Origin of the sequence: Actinorugispora endophytica, assembly GCF_004363075.1 — a bacterium.
GTDB classification, from domain to species: Bacteria; Actinomycetota; Actinomycetes; order Streptosporangiales; family Streptosporangiaceae; genus Actinorugispora; species Actinorugispora endophytica.
Genome location: NZ_SNYN01000010.1, coordinates 110,246 through 129,368, shown reverse-complemented (window position 1 = coordinate 129,368; position 19,123 = coordinate 110,246). Strand labels below are relative to the sequence as shown.

19 protein-coding genes and 4 tRNA genes are annotated in these 19,123 nt (G+C 72.5%); 15 read left to right on the top strand and 8 right to left on the bottom strand.

The genetic code is table 11. The features are described from left to right. Positions 1-194 precede the first annotated feature (194 nt). The 4 genes from manA (at position 195) to EV190_RS14285 (ending at position 2,572) form a co-directional block, all read left to right on the top strand. Positions 195-1,409 (top strand): mannose-6-phosphate isomerase, class I, encoded by a 1,215-nt coding sequence (manA, locus tag EV190_RS14300; RefSeq protein ID WP_133742042.1) that lies wholly within the window; start codon positions 195-197, stop codon positions 1,407-1,409. A 139-nt stretch (positions 1,410-1,548) separates the two neighbouring features. Beyond that, positions 1,549-1,761, top strand: a complete 213-nt coding sequence (locus EV190_RS14295) for a TM2 domain-containing protein (RefSeq protein ID WP_133742041.1) — start codon at positions 1,549-1,551, stop codon at positions 1,759-1,761. An 88-nt stretch (positions 1,762-1,849) separates the two neighbouring features. After that, positions 1,850-2,224, top strand: a complete 375-nt coding sequence (locus EV190_RS14290; RefSeq protein WP_133742040.1) for an FKBP-type peptidyl-prolyl cis-trans isomerase — start codon at positions 1,850-1,852, stop codon at positions 2,222-2,224. A gap of 111 nt (positions 2,225-2,335) precedes the next feature. Beyond that, positions 2,336-2,572 carry a hypothetical protein gene (locus tag EV190_RS14285; protein ID WP_133742039.1) on the top strand — a complete coding sequence of 79 codons (237 nt, stop codon included), beginning with the start codon at positions 2,336-2,338 and terminating at the stop codon, positions 2,570-2,572. Between the two features lie 49 nt (positions 2,573-2,621). Here EV190_RS14285 and EV190_RS14280 read toward each other — a convergent pair whose 3' ends face one another. From EV190_RS14280 to EV190_RS14260, 5 genes are all read right to left on the bottom strand, one after another. Continuing rightward, positions 2,622-3,680, bottom strand: a complete 1,059-nt coding sequence (locus EV190_RS14280; protein ID WP_133742038.1) for a hypothetical protein — start codon at positions 3,678-3,680, stop codon at positions 2,622-2,624. A gap of 375 nt (positions 3,681-4,055) precedes the next feature. Continuing rightward, positions 4,056-4,130: transfer RNA gene (locus tag EV190_RS14275), tRNA-Val, on the bottom strand. A 29-nt stretch (positions 4,131-4,159) separates the two neighbouring features. Beyond that, positions 4,160-4,232 (bottom strand) — tRNA-Gly (locus EV190_RS14270). 37 nt (positions 4,233-4,269) lie between these two features. Next, a tRNA-Gly gene (locus EV190_RS14265) sits at positions 4,270-4,342 on the bottom strand. 172 nt (positions 4,343-4,514) lie between these two features. Then, positions 4,515-4,946 carry a roadblock/LC7 domain-containing protein gene (locus EV190_RS14260; RefSeq protein WP_133742037.1) on the bottom strand — a complete coding sequence of 144 codons (432 nt, stop codon included), beginning with the start codon at positions 4,944-4,946 and terminating at the stop codon, positions 4,515-4,517. A gap of 362 nt (positions 4,947-5,308) precedes the next feature. Between EV190_RS14260 and EV190_RS14255 the strand changes: the two genes are divergently transcribed. Next, positions 5,309-6,151 (top strand): aminotransferase class IV, encoded by an 843-nt coding sequence (locus tag EV190_RS14255; RefSeq protein ID WP_133742036.1) that lies wholly within the window; start codon positions 5,309-5,311, stop codon positions 6,149-6,151. 192 nt (positions 6,152-6,343) lie between these two features. Here EV190_RS14255 and EV190_RS14250 read toward each other — a convergent pair whose 3' ends face one another. Beyond that, positions 6,344-6,763, bottom strand: coding sequence for an SsgA family sporulation/cell division regulator (locus tag EV190_RS14250; protein WP_133742035.1), 420 nt, complete (start codon positions 6,761-6,763; stop codon positions 6,344-6,346). 430 nt (positions 6,764-7,193) lie between these two features. Here EV190_RS14250 and EV190_RS14245 point away from each other — a divergent pair. After that, positions 7,194-7,267, top strand: a tRNA-Val gene (locus EV190_RS14245). A 247-nt stretch (positions 7,268-7,514) separates the two neighbouring features. On the opposite strand, the gene EV190_RS14240 is transcribed toward EV190_RS14245, so the two are convergent. Further along, complete coding sequence (locus EV190_RS14240; RefSeq protein ID WP_341770553.1) at positions 7,515-7,760, bottom strand: PGPGW domain-containing protein; 246 nt, start codon at positions 7,758-7,760, stop codon at positions 7,515-7,517. A 220-nt stretch (positions 7,761-7,980) separates the two neighbouring features. Further along, the gene (locus tag EV190_RS14235) at positions 7,981-9,180 is read right to left on the bottom strand and encodes an FAD-dependent monooxygenase (protein ID WP_243742574.1); all 1,200 of its coding nucleotides are present in this window, start codon (positions 9,178-9,180) and stop codon (positions 7,981-7,983) included. Between the two features lie 150 nt (positions 9,181-9,330). Between EV190_RS14235 and thrS the strand changes: the two genes are divergently transcribed. From thrS to EV190_RS14190, 9 genes are all read left to right on the top strand, one after another. Beyond that, complete coding sequence (gene thrS / locus EV190_RS14230; RefSeq protein ID WP_133742033.1) at positions 9,331-11,310, top strand: threonine--tRNA ligase; 1,980 nt, start codon at positions 9,331-9,333, stop codon at positions 11,308-11,310. Then, entirely contained in the window at positions 11,307-12,584 is a 1,278-nt protein-coding gene (locus EV190_RS14225) for a DUF2786 domain-containing protein (protein ID WP_133742032.1), read from the top strand. Before thrS ends, EV190_RS14225 begins: the two co-directional genes overlap by 4 nt. A 73-nt stretch (positions 12,585-12,657) precedes the next feature. Next, on the top strand, positions 12,658-14,364 hold the full coding sequence (locus EV190_RS14220; protein WP_394345529.1) for a DUF885 domain-containing protein: 1,707 nt from the start codon (positions 12,658-12,660) through the stop codon (positions 14,362-14,364). Positions 14,365-14,503: 139 nt separating this feature from the next. Then, positions 14,504-15,319, top strand: a complete 816-nt coding sequence (locus tag EV190_RS14215; protein ID WP_133742031.1) for a TerC family protein — start codon at positions 14,504-14,506, stop codon at positions 15,317-15,319. A gap of 92 nt (positions 15,320-15,411) precedes the next feature. Then, a complete protein-coding gene (locus tag EV190_RS14210; RefSeq protein ID WP_133742030.1) occupies positions 15,412-15,984 on the top strand; it encodes an HIT family protein in 573 nt (190 codons plus the stop codon). Next, on the top strand, positions 15,981-16,355 hold the full coding sequence (locus tag EV190_RS14205; protein ID WP_133742029.1) for a thiol-disulfide oxidoreductase DCC family protein: 375 nt from the start codon (positions 15,981-15,983) through the stop codon (positions 16,353-16,355). The genes EV190_RS14210 and EV190_RS14205 overlap by 4 nt, the downstream gene beginning before the upstream one ends. A 70-nt stretch (positions 16,356-16,425) precedes the next feature. After that, positions 16,426-17,049, top strand: a complete 624-nt coding sequence (gene pgsA / locus EV190_RS14200) for a phosphatidylinositol phosphate synthase (RefSeq protein WP_133742028.1) — start codon at positions 16,426-16,428, stop codon at positions 17,047-17,049. Then, positions 17,046-17,978, top strand: a complete 933-nt coding sequence (locus EV190_RS14195; RefSeq protein WP_133742027.1) for a phosphatidylinositol mannoside acyltransferase — start codon at positions 17,046-17,048, stop codon at positions 17,976-17,978. Before pgsA ends, EV190_RS14195 begins: the two co-directional genes overlap by 4 nt. A 5-nt stretch (positions 17,979-17,983) precedes the next feature. Further along, on the top strand, positions 17,984-19,120 hold the full coding sequence (locus EV190_RS14190) for a glycosyltransferase family 4 protein (protein WP_133742026.1): 1,137 nt from the start codon (positions 17,984-17,986) through the stop codon (positions 19,118-19,120). The last annotated feature ends 3 nt before the right edge of the window (positions 19,121-19,123 follow it).

The following is a 19,123-nucleotide window of genomic DNA, read 5'->3' as shown; positions in this document are numbered from 1 at the left end:
TTCGGCCCCCGTTCGAGCACACCGCGTACCAGGCGTGGGCCACGGCCCCGGTCGGCACGTCGGCGTGGAGGACCCCGCGGGGTGGTGTCCCCACCACCCCGCCCGCGGGGGGAACCGCTGCTGACACCCGGAGGGAGAACGGCGACACTGGGGTGGTCCAGAGCCGAGGGGCGCGGAGCGGAGGCACGGAGCGGATGCGAAGACTGGTCAACCGGGTGCGCCCCTACGAGTGGGGGTCGCGTACCGCCATCCCCCGCCTGCTGGGCGAGCCGTCGGACGGCCGACCCCAGGCCGAGTTGTGGCTGGGCGCGCACCCGGGCGCGCCCAGCGAGGTCGTCACCGAGGACGGGCGCCGCACCCTCGGCGACCTGATCGCGGCCGACCCCAAGGAAGCCCTGGGAGAGAGCGCGGTCACCCGCTTCGGCGAACGCCTTCCGTTCCTGCTCAAGGTCCTGGCCGTCGAGGCTCCGCTGTCCCTCCAGGCTCACCCGGGAGAGGCGCGCGCCCGTGCGGGCTTCGCGCTGGAGGAGGCCGGGGGAATCCCCGTCGACGCCCCCGAGCGAAACTACCGGGACCCCCACCACAAACCCGAGCTCGTGCTCGCCCTGGAGCCCTTCGAGGCGCTGTGCGGGTTCCGCCCGCCGGACTCGGCCCGCGCCGAACTGGCCGGGTTCACCTCGCCCCTGGCCCGGGCGCTGCGCGCGGACCTGGCCGGCCCCGACGAGAACACCGCGCTGCGGACGGCGATGACCCGGCTCCTCACACTGCCCCACCAAGACCGCCCCCGTGCAGTCGGCGCGCTGGTCGACGAGTTCGCCCGGCGCGCGGCGGCGGGAGACGGACCCGGCCCGCACGCGGCGACGGTGGTCGAACTGGCGGACCGCTACCCGGGGGATCCCGGGGCAATCGCGGCGCTGCTGCTGAACCGGATCACGCTGCGCCCGGGGGAGGCGCTGTTCCTGCCCGCCGGAAACGTGCACGCCTACCTGCGGGGACTGGCCGTGGAGGTCATGGCGGGCTCCGACAACGTGCTGCGCGCCGGACTGACCGCCAAGCACGTGGACCCGGCCGAGCTGCTCGCCGCCGTGGAATTCGCCGTGCTGCCGATCCCCTACAGCCGTCCACGGGCGGACCTCGGGCGCAGCGTCTACGAGCCGGGCGTCGCCGACTTCGCGCTGTCGGTGGTCGAACCGGGAGCGGCCCCGACCAGGATCCCCGGTGACGCGCCCAGGATCGTCCTGGTGCTGGACGGCGCCGCGCGGCTGGAGACCGACCGCGGCCAGGGAATCGTCCTGGAGCGGGGCGAGTCCGTCTTCGTCGCCGCGGCCGACGGCGCGGTGACCGTCGGGGGCGGGGCGCGTGTCGTGGTCGCCTCGACCGGCACGGGGCCGGCCGCCGCGCGGCCGTGAGGGGCGGGGGTTCCCAAACCGGTCGATCGATACCCGATCGGCTCTGTTCCGAGGCCCGTTCGTGCCATGGCTTGTGGACAGTCTCGAAAGCCAACCGCGACCGGACTCGGTCGCGGGTCTGACGACAAGACGGAGAGACATGCAGCAGCAATCCCCCGCGAACGGCAAGAGCGTCGGCGTCGCCTACGTCTTGTGGTTCTTCCTCGGGGCCCTGGGAATCCACAAGTTCTACCTGGGGAAGACCGGCCTGGGCATCGCCTACATCTTCACGCTGGGCTTCCTCGGCTTCGGCCTGCTCTACGACCTGTTCACCCTCCCGAGCCAGGTCCGTGCCGCCAACGGCCATGCCTGACACCAGGGCGCAGGGATGTGCGGAGAACACGGCGCGGCCCCCGCTACGCTGAAGAGTTCGTTCACATCCTCGACGAGGGGTTTGACCCATGGCGCTTGAGCGTCCCGAGATCGACTACATCGACGGCCCGCCGCCCACCGAGCTGGAGGTCACCGACATCACCGTCGGCGACGGCGCGCAGGCCGCGCACGGCTCCACGGTCAGCGTGCACTACGTGGGCGTCGCCCACTCCACCGGTGAGGAGTTCGACGCCTCCTGGAACCGCGGCGAGCCCCTGCGCTTCCCGCTGGGGGCGGGCCGGGTCATCGCCGGCTGGGACCAGGGAGTGCTCGGCATGCGGGTGGGCGGCCGCCGCAAGCTGGTCATCCCGCCGCACCTGGGTTACGGAGCGCGCGGAGCGGGCGGAGCGATCAAGCCGAACGAGACGCTCGTCTTCGTGGTCGACCTGGTCGGCGTGAACTGACCGTCGGCGGTTCCCGGCGGGGCCGCCCCTTCGAGGGGCGGCCCCGCTGTTGCGTCCAGGGGCTCCCCGGCGCGGCCTCCGGGGCGGCCTGGCCCTTGCTACCCTCCTGGCATGGAGCCAGCGTTCCACCGGCAGTTCCACGTCCGGCTGTCCCTCCCGGACCGGCCCCTCGAGGGCGTCACCGAGCTGGACGAGACCGGCGCCTCCCGGTTCGACCCGATCGCCGCGTGGGCGCAGTCCTGGGCGAACTACTTCGGCGAGCCCGTCCCCTGGACCGCGAGCCAGAACGGCGCGGTCGTCCACGCGGACGTGGCGGTTCCGGCCGAAGGGCGCGGTTCCCCGTCCTGACCCGCGGCTCCCGCGGCCCGGCCGGACGGCGCCCGGTGCCGGACCGGGGTCAGGCCCCGCGCCTGCGCAGGACGTAGCCGAGCGTCGCCGCGGCCAGCGCCGTCCCCCACAGCGGAAGCAGCAGGGTGGGCAGGGCCCCGAGGAGCGTGACGGTCTGCTGCCCCACCCCCGCTTCCGAGGCGAAGCCCGACCATATGGACAGCCCGCTCATGACCAGCAGCGCCGACACCGCCGAGGCCGGGACCACCGCCAGGGAGACCGGCACCCGCCGCCCCGCCAGGCCGATCATCCAGCGCGGGAACACCTCGCCCCAACGCTGTGTCAACCCGAGCGTGAGCACCGCCCCGGCCAGGGCGAAGAGCGCCAGGAACAGGCCGGAGGTCCAGAGTCCGGCCTCCTGGCCGAGACGCAGGAACTCCTCGGTGATCCCCAGGGGGAACCCCAGCGCCCAGGCGATGCGGGTGGTGGCGTAGAAGACCGGGACCACCAGCGAGGCGAGGACGGCGTACCGTCCCCAGCGCGCCGCGCCCGCCGGGCTCGTCCACCCGGCGGTCCGCGCGTCGGGCCCCGCCGTCCGCAGGGCGTAGGACGCGGCCGCCGCGCACCACAGGAGCCCGCCGACCAGGCACAGCAGCTGGTGAGGCAGCGGCCACGCCAGCTTCGACAGGTACAGCGCGCCCAGCTCCGAACCCGTGACCAGGCCCACGGTCGCGTACGGCAGGTAGCCGACCATGGCGAGCAGGTTGGCGTCGGTCATCAGCAGCAGAAGGGCTCCCGAGACCAGGGAGCCCGCGCCCAGCAGGAGCGGGCGCGCCGTCCGGGGCCCGTACAGCAGCACCGCCCCCAGCGCGGCGGCGGGCAGTCCGAGCGCGGCCACGGCCGCCCAGGCGGGTCCGGTGCCGAACTGGGCGGCCACGGGACCGCCCGCCTCCGGGACGAACGCGGGGGCGTAGGGGAACCCGCGCCCGCTCACCGCCCAGTAGCCGCCCAGCACCGCGTACAGCAGCGACCAGGCCACAGCGGCCCACGGCGTCCACCGAACCCATCCGTCCGCGCCCGCCGGCCGACCGCTCCGGGCGGCCTCCCCGGTTACCGTCGCCTCTCTCATGCCCGGCTCCCTCACCCTCCGGGCCCCGCGCCCGCGGCGGGAGGTCGTCCTCGGAAGGTCTCGTACCGAGCATCGCGAACCGGACCCCGACGACGCCTCCCCCCGGGGAGGGGAGGCGCGAGGGCCCCTCCCCCCGGAGGGGGAGGGGCCGGCCCGAACCAGCGGCCTCCACCGTGTCAGGACGGCGGGGGCCGATCGAGGCCCGACCCGGAGGCTTCCGCGGATCGGAGGCGCGGCAGAGGCGGGAGTACCGCGGAAACGACGAAAGCGGGCTCCTGGGGGAACCCGCTTCGAGAACGGCCTTCCGGATCTTCCGATCCGGGGTGACCGGCCTCCGCCCGAACGCCGGAGGGACTCTCCGGTTCGTGATGGTGCTGGTGGGCGATACTGGGATTGAACCAGTGACCTCTACCGTGTCAAGGTAGCGCTCTCCCACTGAGCTAATCGCCCGAGAACTTGCACTCGGTTTCTCTACCGCGAGCGGACGACGGGATTCGAACCCGCGACCCTCACCTTGGCAAGGTGATGCTCTACCAGCTGAGCCACGTCCGCGTGGTGCGTGAAGCGCCACGAAACATTCTTCACTGCGAGCGGACGACGGGATTCGAACCCGCGACCCTCACCTTGGCAAGGTGATGCTCTACCAGCTGAGCCACGTCCGCGCGGCGATTCTTCGGGACCGTCCGGACCAGACCGGGGTTCCCTCGCTGCGTTAAGAACTGTAGCGGATTCCAGCGCTCCTACAAACTCGGGATCGGCGGGACAGGGTGTGACAACGCCCGGTCGGCGGCCTGTGCGGGGTCTTTCGCGGGGACGCCGGCCGGGCGTGGCGGGTCAGCGCTGGAGGTGGGAGGGGGAGCCGGGGATGTCCGGGCGCGGAGGGGCGGTCAGGTACTGGCCGACGCGCTGGATCACCATGTTCATCTCGTAGGCGACCATGCCGACGTCGCATTCGGAGTCGGCGAGCACGGCCATGCAGGCGCCTTCGCCGGCGGCTGCGATGAACAGGAACGCCTTGTCCATCTCGATGATGCTCTGCCTGACGTTCCCGGAGCCGAAGTGCCGGCTCGCTCCTCCGGCCAGGCTCTGCAGTCCTGACGCGATGGCGGACAGGTGTTCGGCGGCGGGGCGATCCAACCGACTGGACGAGGCCATCAGCAGCCCGTCGGTGGACAGCACGATCGCGTGGTGCGTGCCCTCCGCACGGGTGAGGAGGTCGTCGAGCAACCAGCTCAGTTCGCCAGGGGCGGTGCTCCGTGAGGTCATGGCTCTCTTGATCTGTTTCGTCGTGGGAGGCGGGAACGGGACGGGGAACCGGATGGGTGTGTCCGGGCGCTGCGGATCGAGGGGTTTGTTGACCGCGTCCCGCAAAGTGTTGCCCAGATGATAGCCATTCGTAACTTGCCCGGGGTTCGGGGGCGGTGTCGGAGTGGGGAGTCGCGGGGATCGGATGGGGATATCGCGCCGAATCGTTACGGTACTCCGGTGTCCCGGCTCCGACCGGTTACCGGCCGGAGCCGGTCAGCCTGTTGACGGCGGACGCGGCGGCTGCGCGCCCGTGTTCGTCCTGCGCAGTGGCAGGATCGGGAACCGGAAGCTCGATGTGACTGCGAGGGAAGAGGCCAGGCATGAACATCTGGATCTCCGGTGCCGGGTACGGCTCAGGCCGGGTGGTGTCGGAGCAGGAAGCACGGATCCCGGTCCTGGACCACGGGATCACGGTCGGCGACGGTGTCTTCGAGACGGTGAAGTCCGTGCGCGGTCAGGCGTTCGCGCTGACCCGCCACCTGCACCGGCTCGCCCGTTCGGCGCGCGGGCTGGGGCTGGGCGAGATCGACCTCGACCTGATCGGGGACGGGGTGCGCCAGGCGCTGGAGGCCAACACGGACACCGACCCCGGTCGGGTGCGCATCACGGTGACCGGGGGGCCGGGGCCGTTGGGCTCCGAGCGCAGCGGCGAGGGGCTGACCTGCATGGTGGCCGTCGGCCCGTTCACCCCTCCGGCGCCGGTCGTGGACGTGGCCGTGGTGCCCTGGACGCGCAACGAGAACGGGGCGCTGGCCGGGCTGAAGACGACCTCGTACGCCGAGAACGTCGTGGCGCTGGACCACGCGCGCCGGCGCGGCGCGGGGGAGGCGGTCTTCGCCAATACCGCGGGGAACCTGTGCGAGGGCACCGGGAGCAACATCTTCGTGGTCGTGGAGGGGCGCCTGGTCACGCCGCCGCTGTCGGCCGGGCCGCTGGCGGGCATCACCCGCGAACTGGTGCTGGAGTGGGCCGGGGGCGAGGAGGAGGACCTGCCGATGACGGAGCTGGCGGGCGTCACCGAGGCCTTCCTGACCTCCACCGGCCGGGACGTGCAGCCGATCCGCGCGATCGACGGGCGCGCGCTGCCGGAGGCGCCGGGGCCGGTGACGGCCAAGGCCATGGCCGTGTTCGCCGCGCGCGGAGCCGCGGACCTGGACCCCTGACCGGTCCCGACGGCCCTGCGGGGACGACGAATGCCGCGGCTCGGAGGGAGCCGCGGCATTTTCGGTGCGTCGCCGTGTTCGAGGGTTTAGTCGATCGGGGTCGGGGTAAACCAGATCACAGAGCCCTGGACATATCACCGAATTTCGGGCGCGCAGAATCACGGCGCCACTCGGACGGGCCAGGGGGCGGTGCTAGCTGCAGAGGTGCTGCTCGATCTCGGCGTCCAGGTCGACGTAGTCGCCTTCCTGGCCGGCCGGCACGATCTCGTAGGTGCGGTGCAGGAACTCCGCCAGGGGGGAGACCTGGGCGTCGAACTGCGCGTGGCCGAAGGGCGAGGACAGCGAGATGTTGATGGTGCGCTCGCCGTCGTCCTTGGAGGGCCAGACCCTGACGTCGCCCTCGCCGACCGCCCGGACGATGCCCACGGTCAGCAGTTCCCGCGCGAAGATCCACTCGACGGGCTCGTCCTCGCCCACGTGGAAGGCCACCTTGATGGCGTAGGGGTCGTCGGCGGTGTAGTCGAGCCGGGCGGCCAGGGGGACGGCGGCGCGGTCGGGGACGATGAGCCGCAGGCCGAGTTCGCTGGTGGCGGTGATGTCGCTGCTGTTCATATGCCAAACCTTTTCTCGTCCGGTCCCGATTCCTTCGGGAGGTTTGCGCCTCACCCGCTTCAAGGGGTCGGACGATGTCTGTGACGCGTAACCGGGAAACTTCTTCGACTGGAGGTGAGGCGGCGTCGCGCCGGAACTTCCCACGCTCTCCGCCACTGTAATGAGCTGCGGAAACAAAGAATTTCCGGATGATCTGTGGGCCGCGTCACTCTGCGGGGGACGGCGTGGAGGGGGCTCGGGGAGGACGCCTTCCACAGCGCCCGCATGCGAGGGAGTTTCACGTTTTACGCACGTTAACCTTTCATTGCCCGATCATGATGTGGCCTCGGTCACATAAGACGTCGGCCAGCTTCACCTCAGAGTGGATCATCCATCCCCTCGGATGCGCTAGAGTTTTCCTTGTTCGTCCCGCTGAGCGAGACGAAGGCCCGGGCGATTAGCTCAGTTGGTTAGAGCGCGTCGTTCACACCGACGAGGTCACTGGTTCGAGTCCAGTATCGCCCACAGGCCCCGGCACAGCCGCCGACTCAGGTCGGCTTCGCCGGGGCTTTGTCTTTTCCGGGCCTGGGGGTAACCGCCGGGCCCTCCCCGTTCCACCTCCCTCGCGGAGCCGACGCCTCGGATCGTCGGCGGGGGCCGCCCGCGGCCGGCCGGAGGATCCTCCCGCGCCGAATCCCACCCCGCGAACCCGCCGCTCACGGCCGGGCGGAGTGCTCCCGGCGGTGATCCGGGACGCGCCCGCGGGAAGCGCTCAGGAGGCGCTCCCGCGTCCGCGGCGCACCCGGCGCTCCTTGAGGGCGTGGTCGGCCTTCAGCCGCACGTCGTGGGCGTAGCGGCGGGCGCGCCACAGCAGGCGGCGGGCCCAGGAGAACTCGGTGGACAGGATCGCCAGCCCCAGGATGATCCCGCCGATGCCGGGTCCGGGGGTGATGCACATCGCGATCCCCCCGAGCAGGATCAGACCGCCGACCAGGCCGACGGTGATCCGCCAGGTCAAGTGGAGAACAGGGTGAGAGCGCATGCGGACGCGCCAGATCCGCACCCGTGCGCGGAACCGTCGCCAGAGGCGGACCGTCCGCGCGGTCCGTGGTGCGGCCGGAGCCGCCCCACCCGTATCGGTCGCAGGACTCGGGGACATGGCCTCACAATATCGGTCTGGCAAATATCGACCAGCTAAAAGAGACGTAACAGGCGTTTCCCGACACGGTGGAACAGGCTCAGGGGACATCGGCGTCCGCCTCCACGTCGTGCCCGTACACCCAGTCCGCCTCGCTCCTCTCCCGCTCCGCCAGCAACGGGCGGCCCGGGACCTCCGACTCCCCGGCCTCGCGCAGCGAGCCCAGCAGGCTGACGGCCAGCCCCTGGACGCGCTCGACCCGTTCGCGCCGCGTCCGGGCGTACCGCGTCAGCGACTCCTCGACCGTCTGCAACGTGGCCCGGTGCAGGAGACCCGCCAGGACCACCGCGTCCTCGATCGACTGGGTGATCCCCTGGGAGAAGAACGGCATCATCGGATGCGCGGCGTCGCCCACCAGCGCGATCCGCCCCTGGCTCCACTCCCGTACCGGGGCGCGCTCGTACAGCGCCCACACCCCGATCCACTTCGAGGCCGAGACCAGCGCGGACACCTCGCCGCTCCAACCGGCGAAGGCCCGGTTCAGGTCGTCGATCCGCCTCGGCGTGTTCCAGGAGCCCAGGCGGACCTCCCGGTTCGGGAGGACCGCGCTGAAGCTGAGGGCGCGCCCGCTGCTCACCGGATAGCAGACGAAGTGCCGGCCCGGACCCAGCCACACCCTGATCCGGGGGACGCCGCCGAGGCTCGGCACGGCGGAGGCCGGCACCAGCCCCCTGCACACGCTCAGCCGGGAGCGCTGGTGGGCCTCGGGGCTCAGCGCGCCGCGCACCGCGGAGTGGGCGCCGTCGGCGCCGATCACCACGTCGCCGTGGACCTCCCTGCCGTCGGCGCAACGCAGGGTGATGGAGTCGGCGGCGTCCAGCACGTCGGTGACGTAGTAGCCGGTCCGCACCGAACCCGCGGGGACGGCCGACAGCAGCGCCGCGTGCAGGTCCGACCGCAGAACCGTGTAGTAGGGCGCGCCGAACCGGGCCTCGTACTCCTCGCCCATCGGCATCGACTCCATGAGCGAGCCGTCCCGCCAGTGCAGGGTGTCCCGGCTCGCCGGACGGATTCCCTGGTCCTCCAGCGCGTCTCCCAGCCCCAGCCGGATGAGCGGCCGCGTGGCGTTGGGCGGGAGCTGGGCGCCCGCGCCCAGAAGGGCGGGACGCTGCGCCTGCTCCAGGACGACCGGATCGATCCCGTAGCGGCTCAGCGCGGTCGCGAGTGTGAGTCCGGCGATTCCCGCCCCCACGATGACGATGCGCACCCGGACCCCCTGCCCCCGAAGGAACGGTCTCACTCCTGTCCGTACCCGCCCGGGGCCGTGACGCACCCGCGACCGGCGCTGGGGCGCGCGCGACCGCGGGCCGATAGCATTCGGAGCAGGGGCGTCGCCGCGCTGTCCGCGCGCCCGCCCCGGCCAACGTCGACGAGATCCTGAGGAGACACCGTGTCCGCCGTGCCTGAGCTGCGTATCACCCTCGCTGGAGCCGAGCGTGTGGTGGCGGTCGGCACTACGGCGGGCCAGGCGCTGGAAGCGGACGGGCGAACCGTGATCGCAGCCCGGGTCAACGGGGAGCCGCGCGACCTCGCGCACGAACTCGCCGACGGCGACGCCGTGGAGGCCGTGGAGATCGGCTCCGACGAGGGCCGCGCGATCCTGCGCCACTCCTGCGCGCACGTGCTCGCCCAGGCCGTCCAGGCGCTGTTCCCCGAGGCCAAGCTGGGCATCGGCCCGCCCATCGAGAACGGCTTCTACTACGACTTCGACGTCGCCGAGCCGTTCACCCCCGAGGACCTCAAGCGCATCGAGAAGAAGATGCAGGAGATCATCAAGCAGGGACAGCGCTTCTCCCGCCGGGCGGTCGCCGACGACGCGGCCCGCGCCGAACTCGCCGACGAGCCCTACAAGCTGGAGCTGATCGGCCTCAAGGGCGGCGCGGACGAGGCGGCCGAGGGCGCGGGCGTCGAGGTCGGCGCGGGCCAGCTCACCATCTACGACAACCTGCACGCCCGCACCGGCGAGCTGTGCTGGAAGGACCTGTGCCGGGGGCCGCACCTGCCCACCACCAGGGTGGTGCCCGCGTTCAAGCTGATGCGCTCGGCGGCGGCCTACTGGCGAGGCAGTGAGAAGAACCCGCAGCTCCAGCGCGTCTACGGCACCGCATGGGAGTCCAAGGACGCGCTCAAGGCGTACCTGGCCTTCCTGGAGGAGGCCGAGAAGCGCGACCACCGCAAGCTCGGCGCCGAACTCGACCTGTTCTCGATCCCCGAGGAGATCGGCTCGGGGCTGGCGGTCTTCCACCCCAAGGGCGGCGTCGTCCGCCGGGTCATGGAGGACTACTCGCGCAGGCGCCACGAGGAGGGCGGCTACGAGTTCGTCTACACCCCGCACGCCACCAAGGGCGCCCTGTTCGAGAAGTCGGGGCACCTGGACTGGTACGCGGACGGCATGTACCCCCCCATGCAGCTCGACGGCGGCCAGGACTACTACCTGAAGCCGATGAACTGCCCGATGCACCACCTGATCTTCGACGCGCGCGGGCGCTCCTACCGCGAGCTTCCGCTGCGCCTGTTCGAGTTCGGCACCGTGTACCGCTACGAGAAGTCGGGCGTGGTCCACGGCCTGACCCGCGCGCGCGGGTTCACCCAGGACGACTCGCACATCTACTGCACCAGGGAGCAGATGGCGGACGAGCTCGACTCGCTGCTGACCTTCGTGCTCGACCTGCTGCGCGACTACGGCCTGGACGACTTCTACCTGGAGCTGTCCACCAAGGACCCGGAGAAGTACGTCGGCGGGGACGACGTGTGGGAGGAGTCCACCGCCATCCTGCGCGGGGCGGCCGAGAAGCAGGGCCTGGAACTGGTCCTGGACCCGGGCGGCGCCGCGTTCTACGGCCCGAAGATCTCGGTGCAGGCCAAGGACGCCATCGGCCGTACCTGGCAGATGTCCACCATCCAGCTGGACTTCAACATGCCCGAGCGCTTCGACCTGGAGTACCAGGCCTCGGACGGCTCGCGCCGGCGCCCCGTGGTCATCCACCGCGCCCTGTTCGGATCCATCGAGCGGTTCTTCGCGGTCCTGCTGGAGCACTACGCGGGAGCCTTCCCGGCCTGGCTCGCCCCGGTCCAGGTGGTCGGAATCCCGATCACCGACGAGCACGTGCCCTACCTGGAGGGCGTCGCGGAGAAGCTGCGCGCCCAGGGGGTCCGGGTCGAGATCGACTCCAGCGACGACCGCATGCAGAAGAAGATCCGCAACGCCCAGAAGCAGAAGGTGCCCTTCATGCTGCTGGCCGGTGACGAGGACGCGGGCAAGGGCGCGGTCTCCTTCCGCTACCGCGACGGTTCGCAGAACAACGGCGTGCCGGTCGACGACGCCGTCGCCGAGGTCGTCGCCGCGATCCGCGAGCGCCGGGGGGCGTGACCGAGTCGGTCGCGTCGGCCGCCGAACGCCTGGCGGCCGACGCGGTGCTCGCGCTGGCGCGCGGCGACGCCGAGGGCTTCGAGCGGGCCGCCGACCGCGTGACGGCCGGTCCGGGCGTCGACGACTGGCAGCCCGCCGCCGAACACGCGCTCGCCGACCTGCTGCGCCGCCACACCGCCGCGGCGTGGCGGCGCGGCTGGCAGCCCGCCGACGTCGTCCACCACGCGCGCCGCTCACTGGGAGACCCGCACGCGGACGCGGCGGTCTGCGCGGTCGCCGCGGAGGCGCGCGACTACCCCGAGGCGTCCGTCGACGAGCGCTGGCGCGCCCAGCTGGACGCGCTCGGCGCGCGCGTGTGGTGGGACGGGGCGGAGCCGTGGCCCCGGTACTGGCGCGAGCGGGCGGGCATCGGCTGGCCGGTCGCGGCCGTCCACCTGCTGGAGCTGTCCCACCTGCTCGCGGTGCTGCCCGAGCTGCCGCTGCTGTGCCCGATCCCGGGGCGCGCGACGCGCCGGACCGGTCCGCGCCCGCCCGCCCCGGCACCCGGGGGAGCGGCCGGCCGCCGCATGGTCGACAGGGTCCGCGCCCTGCTGGCCAAGGCCGAGTCGACGGAGTTCCCCCGGGAGGCCGAGGTGCTCACCGCGCGGGCCCAGGAGCTCATGGCGCGCCACAGCATCGACCACGCGCTGCTCGCGGACGAGCCGGGCGCCGGGAACCGCCCCACCGGGATCCGGGTCCCGGTGGACAACCCCTACGAGGACTCCAAGGCGGTCCTGCTGGAGGTCGTCGCCGAGGCCAACCACTGCCGCACGGTGTGGCACCAGGACCTGGGCTTCTCCACCGTGCTGGGGTTCGGCGCGGACACGGACGCGGTGGAGCTGATGTACACCTCGCTGCTGGCGCAGGCGACCGCCGAGATGGTGCGCGCCGGCTCCGGGAGGCCCGGCGGCGCCAAGGGCAGGAAGGCGCGGGAGCGGACCAGGGAGTTCCGGCGCTCCTTCCTCGCCGCCTACGTCCAGCGTGTCGGCGAGCGCCTGGAGCGGGCCGCCCGCGACGCCGAGCGCGGTGCCGCCGCCGAGTCGGGGACGCCGGACCTGCTCCCGGTCCTGGCCGAGCGCGACCGCGCGGTCGAGGACGCGGTGGATGAGATGTTCCCCGGCCTGGTCCGCACCAGGACGCGCGCGGTCAACGACTACGAGGGCTGGCTGTCGGGTCTGGCCGAGGCCGACCGCGCCCCGCTGCGCGCCCGCCCGGAGGTCCGGGAGGGGCCCTGAGCCCCTGGGCGGGGCCCGGTGTGTCCGGTTCCGGACCTGTGATCGGGGGCTGCCGGCTGGCAGGATGGGGGAGATGACTTCGCCACGTGAGCCCCAGCGTCCCGACCCCGGTGTCAACGCCATGACCGACCGGTTCCGGGGTACCGCCGAGAAGATCCTCGACCGGCTGCTCGAGGACAGTCCGGAGTGGGCCGACGAGCTCGGCGACCACCGGTTCTCCGGGCGGCTCACCGACTACTCGGAGGAGGCGCTGGCCAACCGCGCGGACGTCCTCGCCGACGGGCTGCGGGCCCTGGACGACATCGACGACACGCTGCTGCCCGCCGCCGACCGGGTCGACCTGGAGATGCTGCGCACCAGGATCAGCGCGGACCGGTGGCGCCTCACCGAGCTGCGCCCGCACACCTGGGACCCCCTCCGGACCCTGCCCGGCGACGCGCTGTACGCGCTCGTCGGCCGCGACACCCTCCCCAAGGAGGAGCGGATCGCCGCGCTCGCCGAACGCTGCGCGGCCGTGCCCGGCTTCCTGCGCGAGTCCCGCCGCCTGCTGGAGTCCGGCCCCGGCATGTCGCGGGTGCACGTGGAGACCGCCATCGGCCGGGCGCGCGGCGCCGTCGCGCTGCTGGGCGCCGACACCGACGCCCTGATCGCCGCGGACACGGGGCGCCGCCCCGGCCTGGAGGCCGGGCGCGACGCCGCGCGCCAGGCCCTCAGCGAGCACGTCGCGTGGCTGGGGTCCCGCCTCGACGGGGCGATCAGGGACCCGCGCCTGGGGGAGCGGGACTACGCCGCGCAACTGTGGTACGCCCTGGACTCGGTGCTGAGCCCCGAGGTCCTGCTCACCCGCGCCGAGAGCGACCTGATCGCCACGGAGGAGGAGATCGCCGAGACCGCCGCCCAGTACGAGGGGCGGCCCCGCCGCCAGGGCCAGGTCCGCGAGGTGCTCGACCGCCTGGCCGCCGAGGGCGCGTGCGACGCCGCCACCATCAAGCCGCTCTGCGAGGAGGCCTTCGCGCACCTTCTGGACCGCACCGCCGACCTCGGACTGGTCAGCGTCCCGGACGACCCGGTGCGCGTCATCGACATGCCGGAGATCCGGCGCGGCGCCGCCGTGGCCTACTGCGACCCTCCGGGCCCGCTCGGCCCGCCGGGGGGAGAGCCCACCCTGATCGCGGTCGCCCCGCCGCCCGCCGACTGGTCGGCCGAGCGCCAGGCGTCCTTCTACCGCGAGTACAACACGTCCATGCTCCGCAACCTGATGGTGCACGAGGGCGTGCCGGGACACGCCCTCCAGCTCGCGCACGCGGCCCGCCACCGGGGCGGCACCCGGGTACGGGCCGCGCTGTGGAGCGGCTCCCTCATCGAGGGGTGGGCCGTCTACACCGAGGAGCTGCTGGCGTACGCGGGCTGGAACGGCGACGGCGGCCGGGACGACCTCGCGCTGCGCATGGCGCAGCTGAAGATGCGGCTGCGGATGATCCTCAACGCGATCCTGGACGTGCGCACCCACACCGGCGGGATCGACGAGGCCGCCGCGACGCGGCTGCTCATCGAGCGCGGCCACCAGGAGGAGGGCGAGGCCGCGGGCAAGTGGCGCCGCGTCCAGCTCACCAGCGCCCAGCTCGCCACCTACTACGTGGGCTACCGGGAGGTCGACGGCGTGGCCGGGGACCTGGCCGCGGCCCGCCCGGAGGCGGACCAGCGCGCCGTGCACGACGAGATGCTGTCGCACGGTTCGCCGCCGCCCAGGCACCTGCGTACGCTGTTGGGTCTGGACTGACCGGGACAGGCGGGGACGCCCGGCGGGTTCGGGAACGCCGCCCGACCCCCGATGGCGTACCTTTATGTCTCGCTTATCCGCTCTTCTCTAGATTCCTCTCGCCCATAACGGTGCCTGACTCCCGGAGCTGCGAAAATCCATGGCCGCTGACCTCATCATCGGATTCTTGACGCTGACAGCGTTGGAGATCGTCCTAGGGATCGACAACCTCGTCTTCATCTCGATCCTGGCCTCGAAGCTCCCGGAGAACCAGCGCGCCAAGGCCCGCAACCTGGGTATCGGGCTGGCGCTGGTCTCGCGTCTGGCGCTGCTGGCGTCGATCGCCTGGATCATGAGCCTGACCACGGTCCTGTTCTCGATCGGCTCGTTCGACTTCAGCGGGCAGTCGCTGATCCTGCTCATCGGGGGTTTCTTCCTCATCGGGAAGGCCACCTTCGAGATCCACGAGAACCTGGAGGGCGAGGAGGACCACGCCGGATCCAAGGTCAAGGCCGCGTTCGGGGTCGTCGTCACCCAGATCGTGCTGCTGGACATCATCTTCTCGCTCGACTCGGTGATCACCGCGGTCGGCATGATCGGCGACAAGCCCGGAGGCATCTGGGTGATGGTCGCCGCCGTCGTCATCGCGGTCATCGTCATGCTGGTCTCGGCCGGTCCGCTCGGCCGCTTCGTGCACGACCACCCCACCGTCAAGATGCTGGCGCTGTCCTTCCTGCTGCTCATCGGCGTGAGCCTGGTCGCCGACGGGCTCGGCTTCCACATGGACAAGGCGATCATCTACACCGCGATGGGCTTCTCGCTGTTCGTGGAGATCCTCAACCTGCTGGTCGCCAAGCGCCGCCGCGCCAAGAAGGGGGAGCAGCCCGCGCCGGTCAGGCTCAGCAGCCGCTACGCCGACACGGGGAGCGCCTCCGGCGCCAAGGGGCACGGCGAGTCCGGCTCCGGCACCGCCTAGCCGCTACAGTCGGATCATCCCGGGCCGTCCCGACCAACCTCGGGGCGGCCCGGTCCTATGCTGGCGTCGCAAGGACGTTGAGAGGCAGGCCGGTGAGCAGCACGCAGCGGGGGACCCCCGAAGACGGCGGAGCGGGCGAGGATCCCCTCCGCGGCCCCGACGGCTTCCAGCGGCTGTGGACCCCGCATCGCATGGCCTACATCAAGGGCGAGAACAAGCCCACCGGGTCGGCCCCCGAGGACGGCTGCCCGTTCTGCCTGGCCCCGTCCATGTCGGACGACGACGGGCTCGTACTGGCGCGCGGCAAGACCGCCTACGCCCTCCTCAACCTGTACCCGTACAACAGCGGGCACCTCATGGTCTGCCCCTACCGGCACGTCGCCGACTACACCGAGCTCGACGAGGCCGAGACGGGTGAGATCGCCGCGCTCACCCAGGCCGGGATCGCCGCGCTGCGCGCCGCCTCGGGACCGCAGGGCTTCAACGTCGGCATGAACCTGGGCGCCGCCGCGGGCGCCGGTATCGCCGCCCACCTGCACCAGCACGTCGTCCCCCGGTGGGGCGGCGACACCAACTTCATGCCGGTCGTGGGCCAGACCAGGGTGCTGCCCCAGCTCCTCACGCAGACCCGGGCGCTGCTCGCCGAGCACTGGCCGCGGTCGTGAGCGCCCCCGTTCTCGTCTACGACGGGGACTGCGGGTTCTGCGTCTCCTGGGTGCGGGTCGCCGAGCGCCGGATCGTCGACGGGACCGGCCTGGTGAGCGTTTCCTGGCAGGCCGCCGGCCTCGAAGAGCCGCTGCGGCTGCGCGCCCGGAGGGAGGTGCTGCTCCTGCACCCGGACGGACGCCGGGTCTGGGGCGGCGCGGACGCGGCCGCGGTGCTGCTGGTCAACAGTCCGCACCCGTACTGGCGCCCGCTCGGATCACTGCTGCGCCGTCCGTTCGCGCGCGCCGCGGGCGCGGCCGCCTACCGTTGGATCGCCCGCAACCGCCATCGCCTTCCCGGTGCCCCGGCACGCTGGACGGCCGGGAAGTGAATCCCGCAGCGCCCATCGGGGCAGGGCACGGAAGCACCAGAGAAACACGCCCTACGACCGCAAAGAAACCATGCTGAGAATCCTGCGCCCAGCCACCGACCGACTCCTGAGCCCCATCGGCCGCGGCCTCGCGCGCATCGGCGTCACCCCGAACATCGTCACGATCGTGGGAACCGCCGGAGTCGTCGCGAGCTCGCTGTTCTTCTACCCCCGCGGACAGCTCTACATCGGCACCATCGTCGTCACCGTCTTCGTGCTCTTCGACATGCTCGACGGAGCGGTGGCGCGGGCCACCGAAGGGGCCAGCCCGTGGGGGGCCTTCCTCGACTCCACCCTGGACCGGCTCGCCGACGCCGCCATCTTCGCCGGGCTGCTGGTGTGGCTCATGGGCGAGAGCGGAGACCAGGTCCTCGCCTGGCTCGCCCTGTTCTGCATGATCGGCGGGTTCGGCGTGTCCTACGTCAAGGCGCGCGCCGAGTCGCTCGGCGTCAACTGCGACGTGGGGGTCGCCGAACGCACCGAGCGCCTCATCCTCGTCCTGGTCGCCGCGGGCCTGCACGGGCTCGACGTCCCCTACGTCCTCGCGGGAGGGCTCTGGCTGCTGGCCGTCCTCAGCGCGCTCACCATCGGGCAGCGGCTCGTGGAGACCCGGATCCGGCTCACCGAACCCAGCCGCCCCGCCGAAACGCAGTGAAGGGGCCCCGCGGCGCGGGGGACCGCGCCACCACGGCCGCCTACTTGCTGGGCTGGGCGCTGATCCGGTACGTGCCCGAACGCCCCGGCCGGTGGGTGTTCACCAGGATCGCCGACCACGCCTGGCGCAACCGCCTGGGCGGTGTGCGCCAGCTGGAGGCGAACCTGCGCCGCCTCCTGGGCCCCGACGCCTCCCAGGCCGAGCTGCGCGCGCTGTCGAGGGCGGGGATGCGCTCCTACATGCGCTACTGGTACGAGTCCTTCCGGCTGCCCGCGATGGGGCGCGAACGCATCCTGGACCGCACCCGGAGCACCGGGATCGAGGTCCTGGAGGCGCACGTCGCGGCGGGCCGAGGGGTCGTCGCCGCGCTGCCGCACATGGGGAACTGGGACCACGCGGGAGCCTGGATCACGCTGCGCGGCACACCGCTGACCACCGTCGCCGAACGGCTGCGCCCCGAGAGCCTGTTCGAGCGGTTCGTGGCGTTCCGCGAGAGCCTGGGCATGGAGGTCCTGCCGCTCACCGGGGGCGCGGGCCACACGGCGGGCGTTCTGGCCCGCCGCCTGCGCGCGGGCGGGCTGGTGTGCCTGCTCGCCGACCGCGACCTCACCTCCCAGGGGGTGGAGGTCGCCTTCTTCGGCGAACCGGCGCGGATGCCCGCCGGGCCCGCCGCACTGGCCCTGGCCACGGGCGCGGCCCTCATGCCGGTGTCGCTGTGGTTCGACGGACCGTACTGGGGCATCCGGGTGCACGAGGAGATCGAGCCGCCGCCCCGGGGCGACCGCTCGGCCAGGGTCCACGCGATGACCCGGGAACTGGCGCGCGTCTTCGAGGGCGAGATCGCCGAGCACCCGGAGGACTGGCACATGCTGCAGCGCGTGTTCACCGCCGACGAGGCCGGTACCGCACCCGGCGCCGGTGCGGGGTGAACCGGATGCGGATCGGCCTGGTCTGCCCCTACACGTGGGACGTCCCCGGAGGGGTCCAGCAGCACATCGGAGACCTCGCCGAGGCGCTCATGGGGCTCGGGCACGAGGTGTCGGTGCTGACCCCGTGCGACGCCGAGACCGAGCTGCCCCCGCACATCGTGTCGGCCGGCCGGGCCGTCGCGGTCCCCTACAACGGCTCGGTCGCCCGCCTGTCCTTCGGGCTGCGCTCCGCGGGCCGGGTGCGCAGGTGGATCCGCGAAGGCGGGTTCGACGTGCTGCACGTCCACGAACCGGCCGCGCCCAGCCTGTCCCTGCTGGCCTGCTGGGTCGCCGACGGGCCCATCGTGGCCACCTTCCACACCTCCAACCCGCGGTCCCGCGCGATGGCCGCCTCCGCCGCGATGCTGCAGACCGCGCTGGAGAAGGTCAACGGCCGCATCGCCGTGTCCGAGGCCGCGCGCAGGACCCTGGTGGAGCACCTGGGCGGGGACGCCGTCCTGATCCCCAACGGGGTGTCGGTGCGCCGGTACGAGAACGCCGAACCGCTTCCGGACTGGCCGGGCCGGGGCGGTTCGATCGGCTTCCTGGGCCGCATGGACGAACCGCGCAAGGGGCTTCCCGTGCTGCTGGCGGCCTTCAACGAGCTGGGGCGCCGGCGCCCGGGGCTGCGGCTGCTCGTCGCGGGGCCCGGGAACGTCGAGGAGGCCCGCGCCAGGGTGGACCCGGCGCTGCGCGAGCGGGTCGTGGCCCTGGGGCTGGTCAGCGACGCGGACAAGGCGCGCGTCTACCACTCCGTCGACGTCTTCTGCGCGCCCAACCTGGGCGGGGAGAGCTTCGGGATCGTCCTGACCGAGGCCATGTCCGCGGGCTCGGCGATCCTGGCCAGCGACATCCCCGCGTTCCGGCACGTGCTGCGCGGAGGGACGGCCGGTGCGCTCTTCGGTGCCGGGGACCCGGTCGCGCTGGCCGCCGCGGCCGGATCGCTGCTGGACGCCCCGGGGCGGCGCGCGGAGCTGTCGGCGGCGGCGCGCGAGGCCGTGCGCGCCTACGACTGGAGCGCGGTGGCCGCCGACGTGGTGCGCGTCTACGAGGCGGTGCTGCCCGCGGGGGTCGGCGGTCCGGTGCGCGCCGAGGCCGGGTGAGCA